The organism is Bradyrhizobium brasilense (genome assembly GCF_029714345.1).
GTDB classification, from domain to species: Bacteria; Pseudomonadota; Alphaproteobacteria; order Rhizobiales; family Xanthobacteraceae; genus Bradyrhizobium; species Bradyrhizobium australafricanum.
Genome location: NZ_CP121669.1, coordinates 5,741,097 through 5,759,759, shown reverse-complemented (window position 1 = coordinate 5,759,759; position 18,663 = coordinate 5,741,097). Strand labels below are relative to the sequence as shown.

Genomic DNA, 18,663 nt, shown 5'->3' with positions numbered 1-18,663 from the left:
AACCAGGCGGGTTGCTCCCTCGACCGTCCTGGTCCGGATGCACTTCTCCGTCGTCGCCGCCGCGGCGACGGAGCTTTTCCAGGCGAGAGGACAATGACGCAAGCGCAAGAACAGATCAGCGAACAAATCCGCGAGACCCCGCTCGAGACCATCGACCTTCGCCATGAATTCGCCGACCTCGGCATCGGCGACGTGCTCGACCAGCTCGATTCCGAATTGATCGGCCTGAAGCCGGTGAAGACCCGCATCCGCGAGATCGCCTCGCTGCTGCTGGTCGAACGCATCAGGCAGAAGATGGCGCTGGCGACGACGTTTCCAACCCTGCACATGTCGTTCACCGGCAACCCCGGCACCGGCAAGACCACGGTCGCGCTGCGGATGGCCGGCATCCTGCACAAGCTCGGCTTCGTGCGCCGCGGCCACGTCATCAGCGTCACGCGCGACGACCTCGTCGGCCAATATATCGGCCACACCGCGCCGAAGACGAAAGAGATATTGAAGAAGGCGATGGGCGGCGTGCTGTTCATCGACGAGGCCTATTACCTCTATCGCCCGGAAAACGAGCGCGACTACGGGCAGGAGGCGATCGAGATCCTGCTGCAGATCATGGAGCAGCAGCGTGAGGATCTGGTGGTGATCCTGGCCGGCTATGGCGACCGCATGGAGAAATTCTTCCAGAGCAATCCGGGGTTCCGCTCCCGCATCGCGCATCACATCGACTTCCCGGACTATTCCGACGGCGAGCTGCTCTGGATCGCCGAGCTGATGTTGCAGCAGCAGAATTATCGTTTCTCTCCCGAAGCACGCGAGGCCTTCACCCGGTACATCGGCATCCGCAAGGAACAGCCGCTGTTCTCCAATGCACGCTCGATCCGCAATGCGCTCGATCGCATCCGGCTGCGCCAGGCCAACCGGATCGTGGCGAAGCTCGACCGCACGCTCACCGCCGCCGACGTGATGTCGATCGAGGCCGGCGACGTGCTCGCCAGCCGGGTGTTCGTCAAAGGCGCCGGTGCGGCGGGCGAGGGACGATGAACGAGGCGCTCGCCGTGATCCGGACCGCCGGGATGCGCGACATCATTGCGAGCGCCCGCGCCTTGATCTTCGATGTCGACGGCACGCTCGCCGAAACCGAGGAGGTGCACCGACGCGCCTTCAATGAAGCCTTTGCCGAAGCCGGGCTCGATTGGTTCTGGGATCAGGTCACTTACGCGCGGCTGCTGCGGGTGGCCGGAGGCAAGGAGCGCATCCGCGCCTTCGACCAGCGCAACGCGGTCCCAATGCTGACATTCGCCGAAATCGCCGACCTGCACAGGATCAAGACCGCGCGCTACGCCGCGCTGATTGCCTCGGGCGGCTGCCCATTGCGGCCGGGCGTCAGGGCCTGGCTCGCCGGCGCGCGCAGCCGCGGCCAGCGCCTCGCGATCGCAACCACCACCTCGCACGGCAATATCGATGCGCTGCTTTCGGTTTCGCTCGGGCTGGACTGGGCCGATCAGTTCGAGGCGATCGTTGCCGGCGACGACGTGCCGCGCAAGAAGCCGGCGCCCGATGTCTACACCGAGGTCCTGACCCGGCTCGGGCTCGGGCCGGGAGATTGCGTCGCAATCGAGGATTCCGGCAACGGCCTCGCCGCCGCGGCGCGCGCCGGCATCCCCGTCGTCATCACCCGCAGCACCTATTTCAGCGACGACGATTTTGCCGAGGCTTTGCTGGTTGTTGACGATCTCTCTGACATCGACGCCTGAAGCTCGCTGCCCCCGGCCGGCAGTTCGGACGAATTTATTCGGATAGTGAAATAAATGGCGCTTGCATCCGTTGCAGGGTGAAGGCACAATCCCGCCAAAGGTTGCCAGAAGTAGTGCCGCGCCACCCCAGGGAGCGATGGGACTTGCCAGCGATTCCGGATAGTGCCCCACGACCCTCCATGTCTCCGATCAATTTCTTCGGATGATTAAATAAATGGCCAGTCGGTGCTTGCGTCCATATGGTAGGGGCAACGTCAACCAAAGGGTGCAAGTAACGGTGGCGCACCGCCAGACGTCCGGTCGGACGCTGGCGCGCGCCAACGATTCCGGGAGACCGGCGCCTCATGATCCTCCACGTCATTCCTGCGCCTCGTTCGCCCCACGACATGACTCGCGGCTGAACCCGGCATTGCGGGATCGACATGGCCGATCGTGCGGAGCGAGCACTGGCGCTGTTGACGGGGTCGATCGACATTCCGCAATTTCGGTTCGTGACGGTCCCGGCGCCGATCCGACATCGCCGTAGAATCTGCGGCCGAGCCACGAACGATCGCCGTCGATTGACGCTGTCCACGGCAACTGGAATCCCAACTCAAAAAAGCAGGGGAGTGAAGCATGTTCAAATTGAAGACCACCTTGTTCGCGCTTGCGCTGGCCGGCCTTGCCGCGACGGTGTCGGATCGCGACGCCATGGCCCAGAGCAAGCCGACCATCGGCATCGCGATGCCGACCAAGTCCTCGGCACGCTGGATCGACGACGGCAACAACATGGTCAAGGTGCTGAAGGAGCGCGGCTACGGCACCGATCTGCAATATGCCGAAGACGACATTCCGAACCAGCTCTCCCAGGTCGAGAACATGGTGACCAAGGGCGCCAAGGTGCTGGTCATCGCCGCCATCGACGGCACCACCTTGTCCGATGTCCTGAAGCAGGCCAAGGCCCAGGGCATCACGGTGATCGCCTATGACCGCCTGATCCGCGGCACCCCCAACGTCGACTATTACGCGACCTTTGACAATTTCCAGGTCGGTGTGCTGCAGGCCCAGTCGATCGAGAACGCGCTCGGGCTCAAGGAGGGCAAGGGGCCCTTCAACATCGAGCTGTTCGGCGGCTCGCCCGACGACAACAACGCGTACTTCTTCTACGACGGCGCGATGTCGGTGTTGAAGCCCTATATCGACAGCGGCAAGCTCGTGGTCGGCAGCGGCCAGACGGGCATGAACAAGGTTGCGACGCTGCGCTGGGACGGCGCGACCGCGCAGGCGCGGATGGACAACCTGCTCAGCGCGTTCTACGGCAAGAAGCGCGTCGATGCGGTGCTGTCGCCCTATGACGGCCTGTCGATCGGCATCATCTCCTCGCTGAAGAGCGTCGGCTACGGCAGCAAGGACCAGCCGATGCCGTATATCAGCGGGCAGGATGCCGAAGTCCCCTCGGTCAAGGCGATGCTGCGCGGCGAGCAATATTCGACCATCTTCAAGGACACCCGCGACCTCGCCAAGGTCACCGCCGACATGGTCGACGCCGTGCTGAGCAAGAAGGAGGTCGCCGTCAACGACACCAAGACCTACAACAACGGGGTCAAGGTGGTTCCGTCCTATCTCCTCAAGCCGGTCGTGGTGGATAAGACCAATTGGGAGAAAGTCCTGATTGACAGCGGCTATTACAAGCGCTCGCAATTCGACTAGAGCGTTTTCGAGCGAAGCGGGTACCGGTTCGCGTGAGGAAAACGCGTCAAAACTAGAATCTGGAGCCCCGTTCCGATTTAATCGGAACGGAATAGGCTCCAGGGCGGATCGCCGGGCACGCGGCGGCGAGCCGGGCCGGGGGCGATTGACGCTGCAGGACATGATCCGATGACGGCAATGCTTGAGATGCGCGGCGTCAGCAAGAGCTTTGCCGGCGTGCAGGCGCTGCGCGACGTCAGCTTCACCGTCGAGGTCGGGCAGATCCATGCGCTGGTCGGCGAAAACGGCGCCGGCAAGTCGACCTTGATGAAGGTCTTGAGCGGAGTCTATCCGGCCGGCAGCTACGATGGATCGATCGTGTTCGACGGCGAGGAGCGGCGCTTCCGCGACATCAACGACAGCGAGGCGCTCGGGATCATCATCATCCATCAGGAGCTGGCGCTGATCCCGCTGATGTCGATTGCCGAGAACATCTTTCTGTCGCATCCGCCGTCGCGGTTCGGCGTCATCGACCGCAACGCGGTGCATCGGCGGACCGCCGAACTGTTGGCGCAGGTCGGCTTGCGGGAGCCGCCGGACACGCTGATCACCGACCTCGGCGTCGGCAAGCAGCAGCTCGTGGAGATCGCCAAGGCGCTGTCCAAGCGGGTGCGTCTCCTGATCCTCGACGAGCCGACCGCAAGTCTCAACGAAGCCGACAGTGCCGCCTTGCTCGAGCGTCTCCTGGCCTTCCGCGAGCAGGGCATCGCCTCGATCCTGATTTCGCACAAGCTGAACGAGGTTGCGCGGGTCGCCGACCGCATCACGGTGCTGCGCGACGGCCGTACCGTCGACAGCATCGACTGCCGCACCGAGCGGATCGAGGAGGACCGCATCATTCGCAGCATGGTCGACCGCGATCTGGCGCATCGATTCCCCGAACGGAAGGCGGAGATCGGCGAACCCGTGATGACGGTGGAGAACTGGTCAGTGTATCACCAGCTGCATACCGAGCGGCAGGTGATCAAGAACGTCGACTTCACGCTGCGGCGCGGCGAGGTGGTCGGTATCGCCGGCCTGATGGGCGCCGGCCGCACCGAGTTCGCCATGAGCCTGTTCGGCCGCGCCTGGGGCACCAACGTCTCCGGCAGGGTCCGCCTCGATGGACGCGAGGCCGATCTGTCCAGCGTGCCGGCCGCGATCGATGCCGGCATCGCCTATGTCACCGAAGACCGCAAGCAGCTCGGGCTGATCCTTGCCGCCGACGTCCGCAAGAACGTGACGGTGGCGAGCCTGCGGCAGGTGTCGGAGCGCGGCGTGATCGACGATGTCGCCGAGCTGAAGGCCGCGAGCGACTATCGCACCCGGATGCGGATCCGCTGCTCCGACGTCTACCAGGCGACCGGCGACCTCTCGGGCGGCAACCAGCAGAAGGTCGTGCTGTCGAAATGGCTGATGACCGATCCGAGGGTGCTGCTGCTGGACGAGCCGACGCGCGGGATCGACGTCGGCGCGAAATACGAGATCTACTCCATCATCAACGAGCTGGCGGAGGCCGGCAGGGGCGTCGTGGTGATCTCCTCGGAGATGCCCGAGCTGCTCGGCATCTGCGACCGGATCTGCGTGATGAATGACGGCGCCTTCGTCGGCGAGTTCGCAGGCCACGATGCGACGCAGGAGAAGATCATGCGCGCCATCATGCGCAATGTCAGAATGTCCGGACGCGGCGCCGACGAAGAGGCGGCACGCGCCGGAGGAGGGGCACCATGACCGACAAGACGGTATCACTTCCCGAGGCCCCCAGGCATTCCGGCTTCATCAAGAACAATCTGCGCAACTACGGCATGCTGCTGTCGCTGCTCGCGATCATGCTGTTCTTCGAGATCGTGACCGACGGCACGCTGTTGCAGCCGCTCAACCTCACCAATCTCGTGCTGCAGAACAGCTACATCGTCATCATGGCGCTCGGCATGCTGCTGGTGATCGTCACCGGGCATATCGATCTTTCGGTCGGTTCGGTCGCGGGCTTCGTCGGCGCCGTCGCGGCGGTGCTGATGGTGCGCTACCATGTCAGCTACCCGATCGCCTTCGTCGCCTGCCTCCTGGTCGGCGCCGCGATCGGCGCGGCCCAGGGCTACTGGGTGGCCTATTTCGGCATTCCGTCCTTTATCGTGACGCTGGCGGGCATGCTGGTGTTCAAGGGCCTCGCGCTCGCTGTCCTGCAGGGCCAGTCGGTCGGGCCGTTCCCGCCGACCTTCCAGAAGCTGTCGTCGGGCTTCATCCCCGAGCTGTTCCCGAGCGCCGGCACGCTCTATCCGACGTCGCTCGCGATCGGCATCGTCCTGGCGTTTGTCCTGGTGCTGGCGACCGCCAGGAGCCGGGCGCGCGAGCAGGCGCACGGCATCGCCGTCGAGCCCTACGCGTTCTTCATCGTCAAGAGCATCGCGCTGGCGGGCGCGGTGCTCTACTTCACCTATCTGATCGCCTCGCATCGCGGCCTGCCCAACGTGCTCGTCATCATGACCGTCCTGATCGCGCTCTATGGCTTCGTCACGCGGCGGACGGTGATCGGGCGACAGATCTACGCGGTGGGCGGAAATGCCAAGGCGGCGAAACTGTCGGGCGTCAAGACCGAACGGCTCACCTTCTTCACCTTCGTCAACATGGGCGTGCTGGCCGCGCTTGCCGGGCTGGTGTTCGCAGCCCGGCTCAACACCGCGACGCCGAAGGCCGGCCTCGGCTTCGAGCTCGATGTGATCGCCGCCTGCTTCATCGGCGGTGCGTCGGCCTATGGCGGCGTCGGCCGGGTCGGTGGCGCGGTGGTCGGTGCCATGATCATGGGCGTGATGAACAACGGCATGTCGATCCTCGGTATCGGCATCGATTATCAGCAAGTGATCAAGGGCCTCGTCCTGCTCGGCGCCGTCTGCATCGATGTCTACAACCAGCGCCGCTGACCGCCACGCAGTCACAATTCAACGGTAGGGTGCCGGCGCAACGCAGGAGAATGCCGCGTGAAACTGTCCCATGCCGACGCGCTTGACATCGGAGCCATCCTTGCCGAAGTCGGCCGCAGCGAGATCATGCCGCGGTTCCGCCGCGTGCGGGAGATCGAGGTCCGCACCAAGACGTCGGCATTCGACGTCGTCACCGAAGCCGATGAATTGGCCGAGCAGGCGATATCGGCGGCGCTGCTGCGGGCGTTTCCGAATGCGGTTGTGATCGGCGAGGAGGGCACCGCGCGTGATCCGGCCGCGCTCGATCAGGTCGGAACCGCGGAGCTTGCCTTCATCATCGATCCGATCGACGGCACGCGGAACTTCACCTCGAGTCTTCCGCTGTTCGGCACCATGGTGGCCGCCACCATGCGCGGCGAGATCGTGTTCGGCGCGATCCATGATCCGGTCAGCAACGACACCGCATTCGCGCTGCGCGGCGAGGGCGCGTGGCTCGCGATGCCGGACGGCCGGCGGCATGACCTCAAAGTGGCTCCCGCCGTGCCGGTCAAGCAGATGGATGCGATCGTCGGCGTCAACTTCCTGCCCGAGCCGCTGCGCATGATCGTCGCCGGCAATCTTTCCAGGCTCGGCGGCAGCGCCTGGCTCAGATGCGCCGCGCACGAATATCGTATGGCGGCGTCCGGACATTGCCATCTGCTGTTCTACAACAAGCTGATGCCATGGGATCATGCCGCGGGCTGGCTGTTGCATCGCGAGGCCGGCGGCTACAGCGCGCATTTCGACGGATCACCCTACCGGCCGGTCAATCTGACCGGCGGCTTGCTGTGCGCGCCCGACGAGGCGAACTGGCACGCGGCGCGAGAGGCGATCCTGATGCCGGCTGGATAGCAGCAGGACGTGCGGTTCGTCGCGTTGCGGCGGGTATGAGCCACATTGGTTTTCGGATTCAACTGTCAAACAGCTTGTTCGGCGTCGTCCCTGCGAAAGCAGGGACCCATACGCCGCGGCAGGTGTTGTGAGTGGGACTCGTTGTCCCAACATCGTTCAACAATCAGCATTTGTGGTTATGGGTCCCTGCTTTCGCAGGGACGACACCCAATATGGGTCGTCGTTTGTGGGTCATAGCTTCGCTTAGGGCGTCAGGTCTGCACGATTTCGCCGTCCAAGGATGGCAGATGCCTGATGCGGCGCACGACAAGGATGGCAACGGCCGCTGCGGCGATCGGTGCCAGTTGCAGGCCGTTGGCGCCCGCAGGTACCATGGCGAATGGCGTCAAATAAAGCGCCGCGAGGGCGATGCGCTCATAGGGCAGCCAGCCCTGTGCAAGCGCCTGCGCGATCAGCCACGCGCCCGGGATCGCCAGGATCACGACCTCATAGTTGCCGAGCGACGGTACGCACAGGCCGGTCATCGCCACCATCAGCGCGATCTCGGCGGCGCCGCCGGGACGTTTTCGCAGCACCAGGATCAGGACGGCGATCGCGATCGCGGCCGCGGTCACCTGGACGAGCCAGGCCGTGCTGCTGGATCCGCCGGCCAGCCTGATCGCGGCATAGGGGCTGGCGAACTTCTCGAAACCGGGTCCGCCGCCGAGGCTCCAGGCGCTTGCCTCCGGCAGAACGGCAACAAACTTGATCCACGGGTCGATGCCGAAGAAGGCGGTGGCCGCCAGCACAAGCACGAGCGTCGTTGCGGCCGCAGCAGCCAGCGCGCGCCAGCGCCGCGTCAGGATCAGCACCAGCGGCGCAAGCAGGGCGATCTGCGGCTTGTAGCTGAAGCAGCCGAGCAGCGCGCCGGCGATCACCGGGTAGCGGTCCAGCGTGACGGCCGATCCGCCGAGCAGGGCCGCCGAGAGCAGCGAATTCTGTCCGAACAGCGCGCACACCCACACGGCGGGAAAGGCGAGCGCGGGAACGACGGAGCCGCGCTCGAGCGTGGCTCTTACCGCGGCTGCATAGGCGGCGCCGGTCGCGAAGATCCAGATGACGGCCGCCGTTGCAAAGGGAACCAGTGCAAAGGGCAGCCAGAACAACAGCGACGTCGGCGGGTAGAAGAACGGTGCGTAGGTGTTCTGACCGAGCACGGCGGCTACAGCGGCGCGGCCCGCGTCGCCATAGGCGTCGCCGGCGCGGCCTTCGAGCGCGAGCTTCGCCGCGGTCCAGAACGCCGCGAAATCATGGCCGACATCCATCGTCGGCGCAGCCCATGGGATGATCACGATGCAGCCGATGAACAGGACGAGAAATACGCGGGTGAAGGCGGTGACACGGTCAGATGTGAGCCAGTCGGCCTCACGCAGCGTGGAGACCAGCGCGCCCGCGCCGGACTGCGGTGAATGCGCGATTGCCGCCTGCGGCTGACCTGTGGACGCATTCGAGGTTCGGCTGACGGCTGCGCGCGGCGTCGCAGCGCCACGACTCGCGTCATCCGCCGCGAAGTGACGCGCGGCGTCATCAGCGAAGGCCAGCCTGTGTCCCTCGAGGTCCGACTTTTGCGACATCGGCCGCTTCATCCCAATCGCGTCGTGCACGCGCAACATTTGGATCAAATCGTCTAAGGTTGCGTAAACCCGATCGTTGCAATTGGCCGCGGCGCAATCGGAACCGATGATCGACATTGCCCTTGTCCGCGGCCTGTCACGCCGGGCATGGTAAATGAACCCGCAACGTGACGGCAGCGTGCGGGGTTGGATGCGGAGCCCGACGGTCAAGGTTCATCGCGAATGGCGGTATTGCAGCAGTTCGGCCACGACATCTGGATTGCCGGGGGACCGAACCTTGCGGTCGCCGGGTTTCACTATCCGACCCGGATGGCCATCGTCAGGCTGGCGGACGGTGCCCTTTTCATCTGGTCGCCGGTCCGGTTGACGGAGCAAATGCAGGCCGGCGTCGACGCACTCGGCCAGGTCAGGCACATCGTGGCGCCCAACTCGCTGCATCATTTGTTCCTCGCCGAGTGGAAGCAGGCCTATCCGGCCGCCGTGCTCCACGCCCCGCCAGGCCTGCGCAAGCGGCGCCGTGACCTCGGCTTCGATGCCGATCTCGCGGACGCGGCGAGCCTCGACTGGGCCGGACAGATCGATCAGGTGGTGATGCGCGGCAACCTGATCACCACCGAGGTGGTGTTCTTCCATGTCGAAAGCGGCACCGTGCTGTTCACCGACTTGCTGCAGCAGATTCCTCCCGACCTGGTCTCGGGCTGGCGGGCGACGATCGCGAAGCTCGACCTGATGGTCGGGCCGGAGCCGTCGGTGCCGCGCAAGTTCCGCGTTGCCTTCACGGGCCGCCGCGCGGCGCGCGCGGCCTTGCAGAGGATTCTGGCGTGGCCTGCCGAAAAGGTGCTGATGGCCCATGGCACGCCAGTCGAAAAGGATGCGCCGGTATTCTTGCGCCGCGCCTTCGCGTGGCTCTCGGCGTGATGATCTCATCGCGGATGTGGCGTCGTTGCGGATTATCAGCCTGAACGGAAATGCCGCGGCGAATGCCGCGTTTCGCGCCGGATCAGCCGGCGAAGGGTCGAGGGCTCGGCATATCCGACCTTGCCCGCGATCTCTTCGACCGACAGGCGCGTGGTCTCGAGCAACGACCGAGCCGTCTCGATCCTGATGCGTTGCACGAATTGAATGGGCGACACACCGCAGATCGACTCGAGCCGTCTGGCAAATGTCCGCGGCGCCAGCGCCACGGCAGCGGCAACGTCCCCGATCGTGAAGTCGCGCGCGATGTTGCTGCGCACCCATTTCTCGGCCCTGGCGACCTTGGGGTCCTGGCTGGCAAGATAATTGATCGCCATGAAGGGCGCCTGCGAATGCCGCTCGCCAAGCAGCAGGTAATTGGCGCAGCCCTTGGCCAGCGCCGGGCTGCCGAAACGCGCGATCACCGCAAGCATCAGGTCCATCTGCGCCATCGCCGCGCCGGCGGTTGCGATCGGCCAGTCGGCGACCACCATCCGCTCCGTCATCAGTTCGACATTCGGATAGCGTTGCCGAAACAGCGGCGCGAACCACCATGTCGTGGTCGCGCGCTTGCCGTCGAGCAGGCCGGTCTCCGCGAGCAGGAAGCTGCTGGCGCAGGACGCGGCGAGCATCGCGCCGCTCGCGAACGCCGTGACCAGCATGTCGCGGGCGTGCCGACACGCCGGTGTCGCCAGCTTCCGCTCCAGTGCATCGGCCGACGCCGAGCCGAGCCCCGGAACGATGACCAGGTCGGCGCCGCGCAATCGGGCGGCGCGCCGCCTCGGCCCATAACGCAGCGTCGTCACCTCGAAGGGCGCGCGCTTCGTCGTGCTGATCCGGTTGGCGGTGGCCAGCACGTCGTGGGTGATGGCGGCCGCTGACGCGAGGCAGCCGTCGATCTCGACAACCGCAATCCTGGTCATGTCATAAAATCCGCGATCAATGTCATTTTTGACGCTAGCTGCCCGGCCGGAAAAACGCAACTCTGACGCCGAGACGCTGCCGATCTCGATCAGGAGGACCGCCGATGCCGAACCGGCCGATGACCCAGGACGATCCGCTCGAGGATTTCGAGCGCCGCCAGATCACCCTCGATGGTGCCGGCAAGACCGTCCATGTTGGCGGCGGCGGTCCTGCGGTGATCGTGATGGCGGAGATGCCGGGTATCAGCCCGCATGTGGCGCGCTTCGCCCGCTGGGTTCGCGATGCCGGATTCACCGTCTATATGCCATCGCTGTTCGGCCGCGACGGCGCTATTGCGAGCGCAGAGGAGGGCGCCGCGGTGTTTCAGCGCGCCTGCGTCAGCGCCGAGTTTCGCGCGATGGCCGCAAACCAGTCCAGTCCCGTGACGCAATGGCTGCGCGCGCTGGCGCGATTTGCCCATGACGAATGCGGCGGTCCCGGTGTCGGGGCCATCGGGATGTGCTTTACCGGCAATTTCGCGCTCACCATGATGCTGGAGCCGTCGATGCTGGCGCCGGTGCTTTCGCAGCCGTCATTGCCATTGAACGATCCGGCGGGCATCGAGATCGCGCCGGAAGAGGTGAGGGCGGTGCGCGAGCGGTTGGAGCGCGAAGACCTGACCGTGCTGGCCTATCGCTTTGAGGGCGACAAGTTCTGCATGGCGCAGCGCTTTGCGGCCTATCGCGAGGCGCTCGGCGACCGCTTCATCGGGCGAGTGCTTCCCGACAGCGCGGCGAACCGCGATGTGCCGCCGTTCTTCCGGAATTTCGTCACGACACCGCACAGCGTCGTGACGGTGCATCTGATCGACGAGGCGGGCCAGCCGACCATCGCGGCCCGCGATGAGATCCTGGCGTTTTTCAGGCAGCGGCTGTCACCCGTGAGCGGATGAGCCCGGCCGATCGAAATAGGCGAATGCGGCGCTCGTCAGGCTGCCCAGCAGGGACCAGAACACCAGACTGGTCAGCGTGACGGCGACCATGAACTGATGCGACAGGGACGAAGGCACGTTGGTCTCGACGTGCTCCAGCTCGGGCGCGCCAATCAGATGCGGCAGCATGATCAGGACCACGCCGGCGATGGCGGCCGGCATCGAGCGCCGGAACACGATCAGCCCGAGGCCGGCTGCGGTCGCCAGCACCGCCGTCACCCACCAGATCTGGCGCGAGAGCAATGGAGCGGTGGGAACGCCCGGCAATTCAGGCGGCAGTCCAAGGCCCGGAGCGATGGTGAAGACGGCAAAACCCGCGAGGCCCCACATCAAGCCTTTATGCCACGAGATCTGCTCGCCGGTCGCGCCGCTGCGAACCGCGAGGAAGCCGCAGAGCAGAAGCGCAAAACCGATCGCGGTCAGGATGTTCGCTCCCGCGGTATAGACGTTGCGTTCCAAACCGTCGCGCGGCTCCCAGGCCTCCGCGCCATGATCATGATCCGCATGATCATGCACGAGGATCGCCTGCGGTGGCGCGGCGGCTTCGTGCTTGTGCGTTGCCGCCTTCTCGTAGACCTCGGCCCTGAGGATCAGGGGAACGGTGCCGAATTGCTGGACCGCCGTGACGATCAGGCCGACGACGAACCCGGCAATGACCGACGAGAAGACGATCGAGCGAAACGTGCTCATGCCAACGAGATCAGTGGCAGGGGAAGGCGTTGGAATGGCGCACGTCATGCGCGGCGTTGTGGATCACGTCGATGTGCGAGAAGCCGACCACGCCGACAATGAACAGGCCGAGCGTCATGGCCATCAACGACTGTGCAAGCCGTCCGACCTGTCGGGTGGCGATCGGCAGATGCGTGACCTGAGCTTGAGTAACCTGGGTTTGCGCGGTCTGGGACTGGCTCATGGTCGTTCTCCACATTCGATTTGATCGGCTTCTAGCAGCTTTCGGGTGATGTCGCGACTGGTAAGATGCAAATTTGTTCCAAGAGGAATGCGCTTGCGCTCGATCTTGGCGCGTGCGGCTGCCTTGAAGGCTGGTTCAAACCGCCTGAAATGGGCGAGACATGCGTCCACCGTCGGATCGGTGCCCAGCAGCGTGCGAAAGGCGCCCCGATGCACCGCGCAGATAGCGCGGTGCTCCGGCACGGGAAAGACCAGCGAGGCGATGTCGGCGCGCCAGTGCGCGTCACAGCTCAAGGTGCCGTCGCCGGCAGGGGCTCGGTCAGCGTCGGATGGTGAATTCATCCGGACCTCGCCGCGATTCCCACTTGGCCTGTTCGAGCTCCGGACGGTCGCACTCGGTCTGGGGGTAACCGATGCAGAGATAGCCGATAAATTTCCAGGAGTCCGGGATTTCCAGAACGCCATGAATGCGTTCTGGATTGAGGATCGATACCCAGCCGATGCCGATGCCTTCGGCGCGCGCGGCAAGCCACATCGAGCAGATCGCGGCCACCACGGAATATTCCGACGTCTCCGGCATCGTCGCGCGGCCGAGACCGGCGCCGATCTGGTCGGCCTTCTCGGCAAACACGGCGAGGTGGCCCGGCGCCTCCTCGAGGCCTGATAATTTCAGCGCGGCATATTTTGTGGCGCGCTCGCCCGAATAGGACCGCAGCGCATCGGCGTTGCAGGCCTTGAAGTCGTCGATAACAGCGCGGCGTCGTGTCTCGTCGTCGACAATGACGAACCGCCAAGGCTGGCTCAGGCCGACCGAAGGCGACAGGCAGGCGATCTCGATCAGCCGCTCGATCGTGCCATCCGGCAGCGGATCGGCCCGGAACCGCCGCACGTCGCGCCGCCACACGAACAGTTCGTGCAGTTGCCGGCGAAACGTATCGTCGAATGAGACCATTGCGGCGCCTTTGGCAGGATCGATCTCGGACTTCATTTAAGCTTCATCGGCAGGCCCGCAACGACGAACTCGACCTCGTCTGCGATGCCGGCGATAGTCTGGTTCATGATTCCTGCGGCGTCGCGGAACGTCCGCGCCAATGCATTGTCCGGCACGATGCCGAGACCGACCTCGTTGGTGACCAGCACGACCGGGCCGTGCTGGCGCGACAGCGCATCCGCCAGCCGCGTCACTTCCTGCGACCAGTCGCGCCCGGCATGCAGCAGATTGGATAGCCAGAGCGTCAGGCAATCGACCAGCCTTGCACCAGCGCCATCGGTCCCGCACAGCGCTTCAACCAGATCGAGCGGCACCTCGCGCTCGAGCCAGTCGCTGCCGCGCCGCGCGCGATGTTTGGCGATCCGGTCATCCATTTCCGCGTCGAGCGCCTCGGCGGTCGCGATATAGACCGGCTGTCCCGGAAAGCTGCGCGCACGAAATTCGGCGCGCCGGCTTTTGCCGGACCGGGCTCCCCCCGTGATCAGAATGACGGCCATATCATCTCCTGTGCGACCGGTACGCACGTCGTTCACAAACGCTCTAACCACCAATCGCGGAGAAAGACAAAGCCGAAATCCGTCACGGAGGGCTTGCGCTCGACCGATGTCTTGCGCATCAGGGGGACCGCGGCGAGGAGAGGATTATCGTGGGTTTTGCGGGAGCGATGGCGGTGGCGATGGCGGTGGATGCCCTGATCGGCTGGCCGGCGTGGCTGTTTGGCCGCATCGGCCATCCCGTGACCTGGCTCGGCCGGCTGATCAATCTTGTCGACAGCGCCTGGAACCGCGCCTCCGACCCGCCGGCGTTTCGTCGCGGCGCTGGTGTTGCAGCTGCGATCCTCGTGATCGCGCTGGTGATTGCGCTGGGTTGGGCCGTTCAGTCCGTGCTCGCATCCGGATGGGTGCGCGTTGTCCTTGTCGGCGTCCTGGCATGGCCGCTGGTTGCCGTGCGCTCGCTGCATGACCATGTCGCCGCGGTGGCAAGTCCCTTGGCATCCGGCGACATCACAGCCGCGCGTTCGGCGGTCGCGCAGATTGTCGGGCGTGATCCGGCAACGCTCGACGATTCCGGAATCGCGCGCGCCACCATCGAGAGCCTCGCCGAGAATGCATCCGACGGCATCGTGGCGCCGGTGTTCTGGGGCGCGCTGTTCGGCCTGCCGGGGATCCTTGGCTACAAGGCGATCAACACGCTGGACTCGATGATCGGTCATCGCACCGAGCGGCACGAAGCCTTTGGCTGGGCGGCCGCCCGGATCGACGATCTCGCCAATCTCGTTCCGGCGCGGTTGACGGGTGTTCTGTTCGTGCTGCTCGCGCCGAACCGTTCGCAGGCGTGGTCATGCATGTTGCGCGATGCGCGCCGGCATCGCTCGCCGAATGCCGGCTGGCCGGAAGCTGCGATGGCCGGCGCGCTCGGCGTGCGGCTGAGCGGTCCTCGCATCTATCACGGGCACATCGCCGATGAGCCCTGGCTGAACGAGGGGGCGCGCGATCCGGCTGCAGCTGACGTCCTCACCGGGCTGAGACTCTATCGTTACGCCATGATTCTGTTGGCCGGGGCGCTGCTAGTCCTGGCGCTGGCGTGAAGGTGCGGCGCATGCGTGAGCACGGCGGGAACCTTGATGTCGCCCAGCAGCGCTTCGGCGGCGCCGCGGACGACTGGATCGACCTGTCGACCGGGATCAATCGGGTGCCGTATCCCTTGGTCGATGTCGAGCCGCGGCAATGGAGCGCCTTGCCGTCGCGATCCGATCTTGAATCGCTGCACGACGCTGCGCGGCAGGCCTATGTCACCAAGGCGCCGATCGTGGCGATGGGCGGTGCGCAGGCCGCGATTCAGTTGCTGCCGCATCTGGCGCTCAAGGGGCGGGCGCGGATTCTGGCGCCGACCTATAACGAGTATGCCGCGGTGTTGTCGGCCGCGGGCTGGGACGTCGCCGAGGTGTCCGATCTCGCGGCGCTTGCGGGAGCGGACATCGCCGTCGTCGTCAATCCGAACAATCCGGATGGACGACGCCATGATCGGCGCGAGTTGCTGGCACTGCTGCCGCGCGTTGGCCGGCTCGTCATCGACGAGAGTTTTGCGGACGCCGTTCCTGACCTGTCCCTTGCGCCGGAAGCAGGACGCGCCGGGCTCCTGATCCTGCGCTCCTTCGGCAAGTTTTACGGACTTGCCGGCTTGCGCCTCGGTTTCGCGATCGGCAGCGAGGCGGACATTGCCGCGCTTGCCGCGATGGCGGGCCCATGGCCGGTTTCGGGAGCAGCAATCGCGATCGGGCGGCGCGCGTTGCTCGATCACGACTGGGCCAAGGCCACGGCCGCGCGGCTCGCGGACGACTGCGTCAGGCTCGACGCAATAGCGCGATCGCAGGGTTGGACGCTGCTCGGTGGCACGTTGCTGTTCCGGCTCTACCAGACGGGCGATGCATTGGCTGCGCAGGAGAAACTTGCCCGTGCGCAGATCTGGTCGCGGGTCTTCCAGCAGAAACCGGGATGGCTGCGCCTCGGCTTGCCGGGCAGTGAGCCCGAGTGGTCGCGCCTTTCCGCCGTGTTGTCTTCGGTCTAGCGACGATCTCAGCGTCACCTCGCCCCGCGTGCGGGGAGAGGGGGTACAGCGCCGTCGCTGTTCGACCAGGAATCATCTCGCTCTAACGCGCCAGTGCGAGCAGGCCTTCGACATCAAGATGGGCCTCGATGTGCCCGGCAAGTGCGTCGAGTGCGCTCTCGACCCTGGCGCCGTAGGGCTGATCAGCCGCCGCGATGTCGAGTTGTGCAAGGAACGCCTTGCGGAAATCGTCCGAGGCGAACAGGCCGTGCAGATAGCTGCCGTGAACGCGCCCATCTGCGGAGACAGCGCCCTCAGCCGTACCGTCGAGTGATGCAAAGGGCCGCGCGCGATCCGGCCCGTCGGTGCGCCCGATATGGATTTCATAGGCGCTGATCGGCTGGCTGGTCGCGGCATGCACTGCGCTGACGCGCGTCAGCGTCTTCTGTTCGGTCATGGTGGTCGTGACATCGAGCAGACCGAGGCCGCGCGTTTCGCCGGCGGGACCCTCGATCCCATCGGGGTCGGCGACGCTGTGTCCAAGCATCTGGTATCCGCCGCACAGGCCAAGGACATGGCCGCCGCGGCGATGATGCGCGAGGAGATCGATGTCCCAGCCTTGCGCGCGCAGGAAGGCGAGATCGCCGCGGGTCGATTTCGAGCCGGGCAGGATGACGAGCTTCGCATCGCCCGGGATGGCTTCGCCCGGACGGACCATCGCGAGATCGACGCCGGGCTCGAGCTTCAGCGGATCGAGGTCGTCGAAATTGGCGATCCGCGACAGCGCAAGGAACGCGATCTTGCACTGGCCCGGTTTGCGCGCCTCACCGAGCCCGAGCGCATCTTCGGCCGGAAGTTCGCCGGCGCGGACGAACCAGGGCAGCACGCCAAAGCCGCGCCAGGCGGTGCGCTCTTCGATCAGGCGGTAACCGTCATCGAACAATGTCGGATCGCCGCGGAATTTGTTGATGACAAAGCCCTGGATCATCGCCGCATCATCAGGGGCGATCACCGTCTTGATGCCGACGAGCTGCGCGATCACGCCGCCGCGGTCGATGTCGCCGACCAGCACCACCGGCACGTCGGCTTTGCGCGCAAAACCCATATTGGCGATATCGGACTTGCGTAAGTTAACCTCGGCGGGGCTGCCGGCGCCCTCGACCAGAACGAGGTCGGCGCGCTGCTTCAGGCGCGCAAAACTCTCCAGCACCGCGGCCATCAGCGACGGCTTCATGCCGGCATATTCGCGCGCCCGTGCGGTGGCGATCCGTTTGCCGTGCACGATGATCTGGGCGCCGACATCGGTTTCGGGCTTCAGAAGCACTGGATTCATGTCGGTGTGCGGCTCGACGCCGGCGGCGAGCGCCTGCAGAGCCTGCGCGCGGCCGATCTCGCCGCCGTCGACGGTGACGGCGGCGTTGTTGGACATGTTCTGCGGCTTGAACGGCAGCACGCGCAGCCCGCGCCGTCGCGCGGCACGCGCAAGGCCGGCGACGATGAGCGACTTGCCCACGTCCGAACCCGCACCCTGGATCATCAATGCGCGCGCCATGGTGATGTCTGTCAGAACTCGACGCCCGGCTGGGCCTTGATGCCGGAACGGAACGGGTGCTTCACCAGCGTCATCTCGGTGACGAGATCGGCAATCTCGATCAGCTCCTCCTTGGCGTTGCGTCCGGTGAGCACGACATGGGTCATCGGCGGCTTCGACGTGGTCAGGAACTCGACGACGTCGGCGATCGCGAGGTACTCGTAGCGTAGCGCGATGTTGATCTCGTCGAGCACGACCATGCGCAGGCTCGGGTCTGCGATCAGCTGCTTGGCCTTCTCCCAGCCGGCTTGCGCCGCCGCGATGTCGCGGGCGCGATCCTGCGTCTCCCAGGTAAAGCCTTCGCCCATAGCGTGGAATTGACAGAGATCGCCGAAATGCCCGGTGAGCAGGCGGCGCTCGCCGGTATCCCAGGCGCCCTTGATGAACTGCACCACGGCGCAGGGAAAGCCGTGCGCCACACAGCGCACGATCATGCCGAACGCGGAGGACGATTTTCCTTTGCCGGCGCCGGTATGGACGATGATCAGGCCCTTTTCACCGCTCTTGGTCGCCATGATGCGGTCGCGGGCGGCCTTCTTTTTCGCCATCTTGTCCGCGTGGCGCGTATCCAGCGAAAGATCGGTGCCGACGGCGCCGTCTTCAGCGTCCTTTCCATCAGAAGTCATCACATTCCTTCGGCTTGACAAGTGCGAGGCTTGGACGAATGGTGGTCCCGCGTTGGTTCCTGTCCTACGACAGGCGAAGAGGGAATGCGATAGGGCTCCGCTAAATCGGGCCCGAAGCGCAGCCGCCCCCGCGACCGTGACCGGAGAGATGCCCAAGCCACTGATTCCATGCGGGGTTGGGAAGGTGGGCATTGAAGGGTAAAACCTGCTCCGCAAGCCGGGAGACCTGCCAACGCAGCATGTTGTGAAACCGGCGGACGGGGTGTTCCGC

The 18,663-nt window shown here is 65.2% G+C and carries 19 protein-coding genes and 1 riboswitch; of the genes, 10 read left to right on the top strand and 9 right to left on the bottom strand.

What is annotated here, in order from left to right; all coding sequences use genetic code 11:
* The first annotated feature begins 93 nt into the window (after positions 1 to 93).
* The 6 genes from cbbX to QA635_RS27140 all read left to right on the top strand — a co-directional run bounded on the left by cbbX (position 94) and on the right by QA635_RS27140 (position 7,264).
* A complete protein-coding gene (gene cbbX / locus QA635_RS27165) occupies positions 94 to 1,035 on the top strand; it encodes a CbbX protein (protein WP_283062441.1) in 942 nt (313 codons plus the stop codon).
* Positions 1,032 to 1,748 (top strand): HAD family hydrolase, encoded by a 717-nt coding sequence (locus tag QA635_RS27160; RefSeq protein WP_283062439.1) that lies wholly within the window; start codon positions 1,032 to 1,034, stop codon positions 1,746 to 1,748. The genes cbbX and QA635_RS27160 overlap by 4 nt, the downstream gene beginning before the upstream one ends.
* 615 nt (positions 1,749 to 2,363) lie before the next feature.
* Positions 2,364 to 3,437 (top strand): multiple monosaccharide ABC transporter substrate-binding protein, encoded by a 1,074-nt coding sequence (chvE, locus tag QA635_RS27155; protein ID WP_283062437.1) that lies wholly within the window; start codon positions 2,364 to 2,366, stop codon positions 3,435 to 3,437.
* A 168-nt stretch (positions 3,438 to 3,605) separates the two neighbouring features.
* Complete coding sequence (gene mmsA, locus QA635_RS27150) at positions 3,606 to 5,186, top strand: multiple monosaccharide ABC transporter ATP-binding protein (RefSeq protein WP_283062435.1); 1,581 nt, start codon at positions 3,606 to 3,608, stop codon at positions 5,184 to 5,186.
* The gene (gene mmsB / locus QA635_RS27145) at positions 5,183 to 6,373 is read left to right on the top strand and encodes a multiple monosaccharide ABC transporter permease (RefSeq protein WP_168857111.1); all 1,191 of its coding nucleotides are present in this window, start codon (positions 5,183 to 5,185) and stop codon (positions 6,371 to 6,373) included. The genes mmsA and mmsB overlap by 4 nt, the downstream gene beginning before the upstream one ends.
* A 57-nt stretch (positions 6,374 to 6,430) precedes the next feature.
* A complete protein-coding gene (locus QA635_RS27140) occupies positions 6,431 to 7,264 on the top strand; it encodes an inositol monophosphatase family protein (protein ID WP_283062432.1) in 834 nt (277 codons plus the stop codon).
* A gap of 251 nt (positions 7,265 to 7,515) precedes the next feature.
* Here QA635_RS27140 and QA635_RS27135 read toward each other — a convergent pair whose 3' ends face one another.
* On the bottom strand, positions 7,516 to 8,877 hold the full coding sequence (locus tag QA635_RS27135) for a glycosyltransferase family 87 protein (RefSeq protein WP_283062430.1): 1,362 nt from the start codon (positions 8,875 to 8,877) through the stop codon (positions 7,516 to 7,518).
* A 222-nt stretch (positions 8,878 to 9,099) separates the two neighbouring features.
* Between QA635_RS27135 and QA635_RS27130 the strand changes: the two genes are divergently transcribed.
* A complete protein-coding gene (locus QA635_RS27130; protein WP_283062428.1) occupies positions 9,100 to 9,795 on the top strand; it encodes a DUF4336 domain-containing protein in 696 nt (231 codons plus the stop codon).
* A gap of 35 nt (positions 9,796 to 9,830) precedes the next feature.
* Here the strand turns inward: QA635_RS27130 and QA635_RS27125 are convergent, their stop codons facing one another.
* Entirely contained in the window at positions 9,831 to 10,754 is a 924-nt protein-coding gene (locus QA635_RS27125) for a GlxA family transcriptional regulator (protein ID WP_283062427.1), read from the bottom strand.
* Between the two features lie 104 nt (positions 10,755 to 10,858).
* Here QA635_RS27125 and QA635_RS27120 point away from each other — a divergent pair, with 104 nt between their 5' ends.
* Positions 10,859 to 11,686, top strand: a complete 828-nt coding sequence (locus QA635_RS27120; protein WP_283062426.1) for a dienelactone hydrolase family protein — start codon at positions 10,859 to 10,861, stop codon at positions 11,684 to 11,686.
* Here QA635_RS27120 and QA635_RS27115 read toward each other — a convergent pair.
* From QA635_RS27115 to cobU, 5 genes are read right to left on the bottom strand one after another with little or no spacing between them, the layout of a single operon-like run.
* On the bottom strand, positions 11,669 to 12,415 hold the full coding sequence (locus tag QA635_RS27115; protein WP_283062424.1) for a CbtA family protein: 747 nt from the start codon (positions 12,413 to 12,415) through the stop codon (positions 11,669 to 11,671). The two genes, QA635_RS27120 and QA635_RS27115, sit on opposite strands and share 18 nt — an antisense overlap.
* Positions 12,416 to 12,425: 10 nt before the next feature.
* Complete coding sequence (locus tag QA635_RS27110) at positions 12,426 to 12,638, bottom strand: CbtB domain-containing protein (protein ID WP_057015885.1); 213 nt, start codon at positions 12,636 to 12,638, stop codon at positions 12,426 to 12,428.
* Positions 12,635 to 12,979, bottom strand: a complete 345-nt coding sequence (locus QA635_RS27105; RefSeq protein WP_283062422.1) for a hypothetical protein — start codon at positions 12,977 to 12,979, stop codon at positions 12,635 to 12,637. Before QA635_RS27105 ends, QA635_RS27110 begins: the two co-directional genes overlap by 4 nt.
* Positions 12,957 to 13,589: a 5,6-dimethylbenzimidazole synthase gene (gene bluB / locus QA635_RS27100; RefSeq protein WP_283071829.1), complete on the bottom strand. Its 633-nt coding sequence runs from the start codon at positions 13,587 to 13,589 to the stop codon at positions 12,957 to 12,959. The genes QA635_RS27105 and bluB overlap by 23 nt, the downstream gene beginning before the upstream one ends.
* Positions 13,590 to 13,621: 32 nt before the next feature.
* Positions 13,622 to 14,125, bottom strand: coding sequence for a bifunctional adenosylcobinamide kinase/adenosylcobinamide-phosphate guanylyltransferase (gene cobU, locus QA635_RS27095; RefSeq protein ID WP_283062421.1), 504 nt, complete (start codon positions 14,123 to 14,125; stop codon positions 13,622 to 13,624).
* Positions 14,126 to 14,274: 149 nt separating this feature from the next.
* On the opposite strand from cobU, the gene cbiB reads away from it, so the two are divergent.
* Together cbiB and cobD are read left to right on the top strand one after the other, a co-directional pair.
* A complete protein-coding gene (gene cbiB, locus QA635_RS27090) occupies positions 14,275 to 15,216 on the top strand; it encodes an adenosylcobinamide-phosphate synthase CbiB (RefSeq protein WP_283062419.1) in 942 nt (313 codons plus the stop codon).
* Positions 15,217 to 15,227: 11 nt separating this feature from the next.
* Positions 15,228 to 16,196 carry a threonine-phosphate decarboxylase CobD gene (gene cobD / locus QA635_RS27085; RefSeq protein ID WP_283062417.1) on the top strand — a complete coding sequence of 323 codons (969 nt, stop codon included), beginning with the start codon at positions 15,228 to 15,230 and terminating at the stop codon, positions 16,194 to 16,196.
* Positions 16,197 to 16,278: 82 nt separating this feature from the next.
* On the opposite strand, the gene QA635_RS27080 is transcribed toward cobD, so the two are convergent.
* Together QA635_RS27080 and cobO are read right to left on the bottom strand one after the other, a co-directional pair.
* On the bottom strand, positions 16,279 to 17,727 hold the full coding sequence (locus tag QA635_RS27080) for a cobyric acid synthase (RefSeq protein WP_283062416.1): 1,449 nt from the start codon (positions 17,725 to 17,727) through the stop codon (positions 16,279 to 16,281).
* A gap of 11 nt (positions 17,728 to 17,738) precedes the next feature.
* Positions 17,739 to 18,392 carry a cob(I)yrinic acid a,c-diamide adenosyltransferase gene (cobO, locus tag QA635_RS27075; protein WP_283062415.1) on the bottom strand — a complete coding sequence of 218 codons (654 nt, stop codon included), beginning with the start codon at positions 18,390 to 18,392 and terminating at the stop codon, positions 17,739 to 17,741.
* Positions 18,393 to 18,428: 36 nt separating this feature from the next.
* A riboswitch (cobalamin riboswitch) is annotated at positions 18,429 to 18,640 on the top strand.
* Positions 18,641 to 18,663 lie beyond the last annotated feature (23 nt).

What these genes read in the sequence shown, in the direction of transcription:
- cbbX (WP_283062441.1), top strand. Translation starts at nt 94, where the DNA reads ATGACGCAAGCGCAAGAACAGATCAGCGAACAAATCCGCGAGACCCCG.
- QA635_RS27160 (WP_283062439.1), top strand. Translation starts at nt 1,032, where the DNA reads ATGAACGAGGCGCTCGCCGTGATCCGGACCGCCGGGATGCGCGACATC.
- chvE (WP_283062437.1), top strand. Translation starts at nt 2,364, where the DNA reads ATGTTCAAATTGAAGACCACCTTGTTCGCGCTTGCGCTGGCCGGCCTT.
- mmsA (WP_283062435.1), top strand. Translation starts at nt 3,606, where the DNA reads ATGACGGCAATGCTTGAGATGCGCGGCGTCAGCAAGAGCTTTGCCGGC.
- mmsB (WP_168857111.1), top strand. Translation starts at nt 5,183, where the DNA reads ATGACCGACAAGACGGTATCACTTCCCGAGGCCCCCAGGCATTCCGGC.
- QA635_RS27135 (WP_283062430.1), bottom strand. Translation starts at nt 8,877, where the DNA reads ATGTCGCAAAAGTCGGACCTCGAGGGACACAGGCTGGCCTTCGCTGAT.
- QA635_RS27130 (WP_283062428.1), top strand. Translation starts at nt 9,100, where the DNA reads ATGGCGGTATTGCAGCAGTTCGGCCACGACATCTGGATTGCCGGGGGA.
- QA635_RS27125 (WP_283062427.1), bottom strand. Translation starts at nt 10,754, where the DNA reads ATGACCAGGATTGCGGTTGTCGAGATCGACGGCTGCCTCGCGTCAGCG.
- QA635_RS27120 (WP_283062426.1), top strand. Translation starts at nt 10,859, where the DNA reads ATGCCGAACCGGCCGATGACCCAGGACGATCCGCTCGAGGATTTCGAG.
- QA635_RS27115 (WP_283062424.1), bottom strand. Translation starts at nt 12,415, where the DNA reads ATGAGCACGTTTCGCTCGATCGTCTTCTCGTCGGTCATTGCCGGGTTC.
- QA635_RS27110 (WP_057015885.1), bottom strand. Translation starts at nt 12,638, where the DNA reads ATGAGCCAGTCCCAGACCGCGCAAACCCAGGTTACTCAAGCTCAGGTC.
- QA635_RS27105 (WP_283062422.1), bottom strand. Translation starts at nt 12,979, where the DNA reads ATGAATTCACCATCCGACGCTGACCGAGCCCCTGCCGGCGACGGCACC.
- bluB (WP_283071829.1), bottom strand. Translation starts at nt 13,589, where the DNA reads ATGGTCTCATTCGACGATACGTTTCGCCGGCAACTGCACGAACTGTTC.
- cobU (WP_283062421.1), bottom strand. Translation starts at nt 14,125, where the DNA reads ATGGCCGTCATTCTGATCACGGGGGGAGCCCGGTCCGGCAAAAGCCGG.
- cobD (WP_283062417.1), top strand. Translation starts at nt 15,228, where the DNA reads ATGCGTGAGCACGGCGGGAACCTTGATGTCGCCCAGCAGCGCTTCGGC.
- QA635_RS27080 (WP_283062416.1), bottom strand. Translation starts at nt 17,727, where the DNA reads ATGGCGCGCGCATTGATGATCCAGGGTGCGGGTTCGGACGTGGGCAAG.
- cobO (WP_283062415.1), bottom strand. Translation starts at nt 18,392, where the DNA reads ATGACTTCTGATGGAAAGGACGCTGAAGACGGCGCCGTCGGCACCGAT.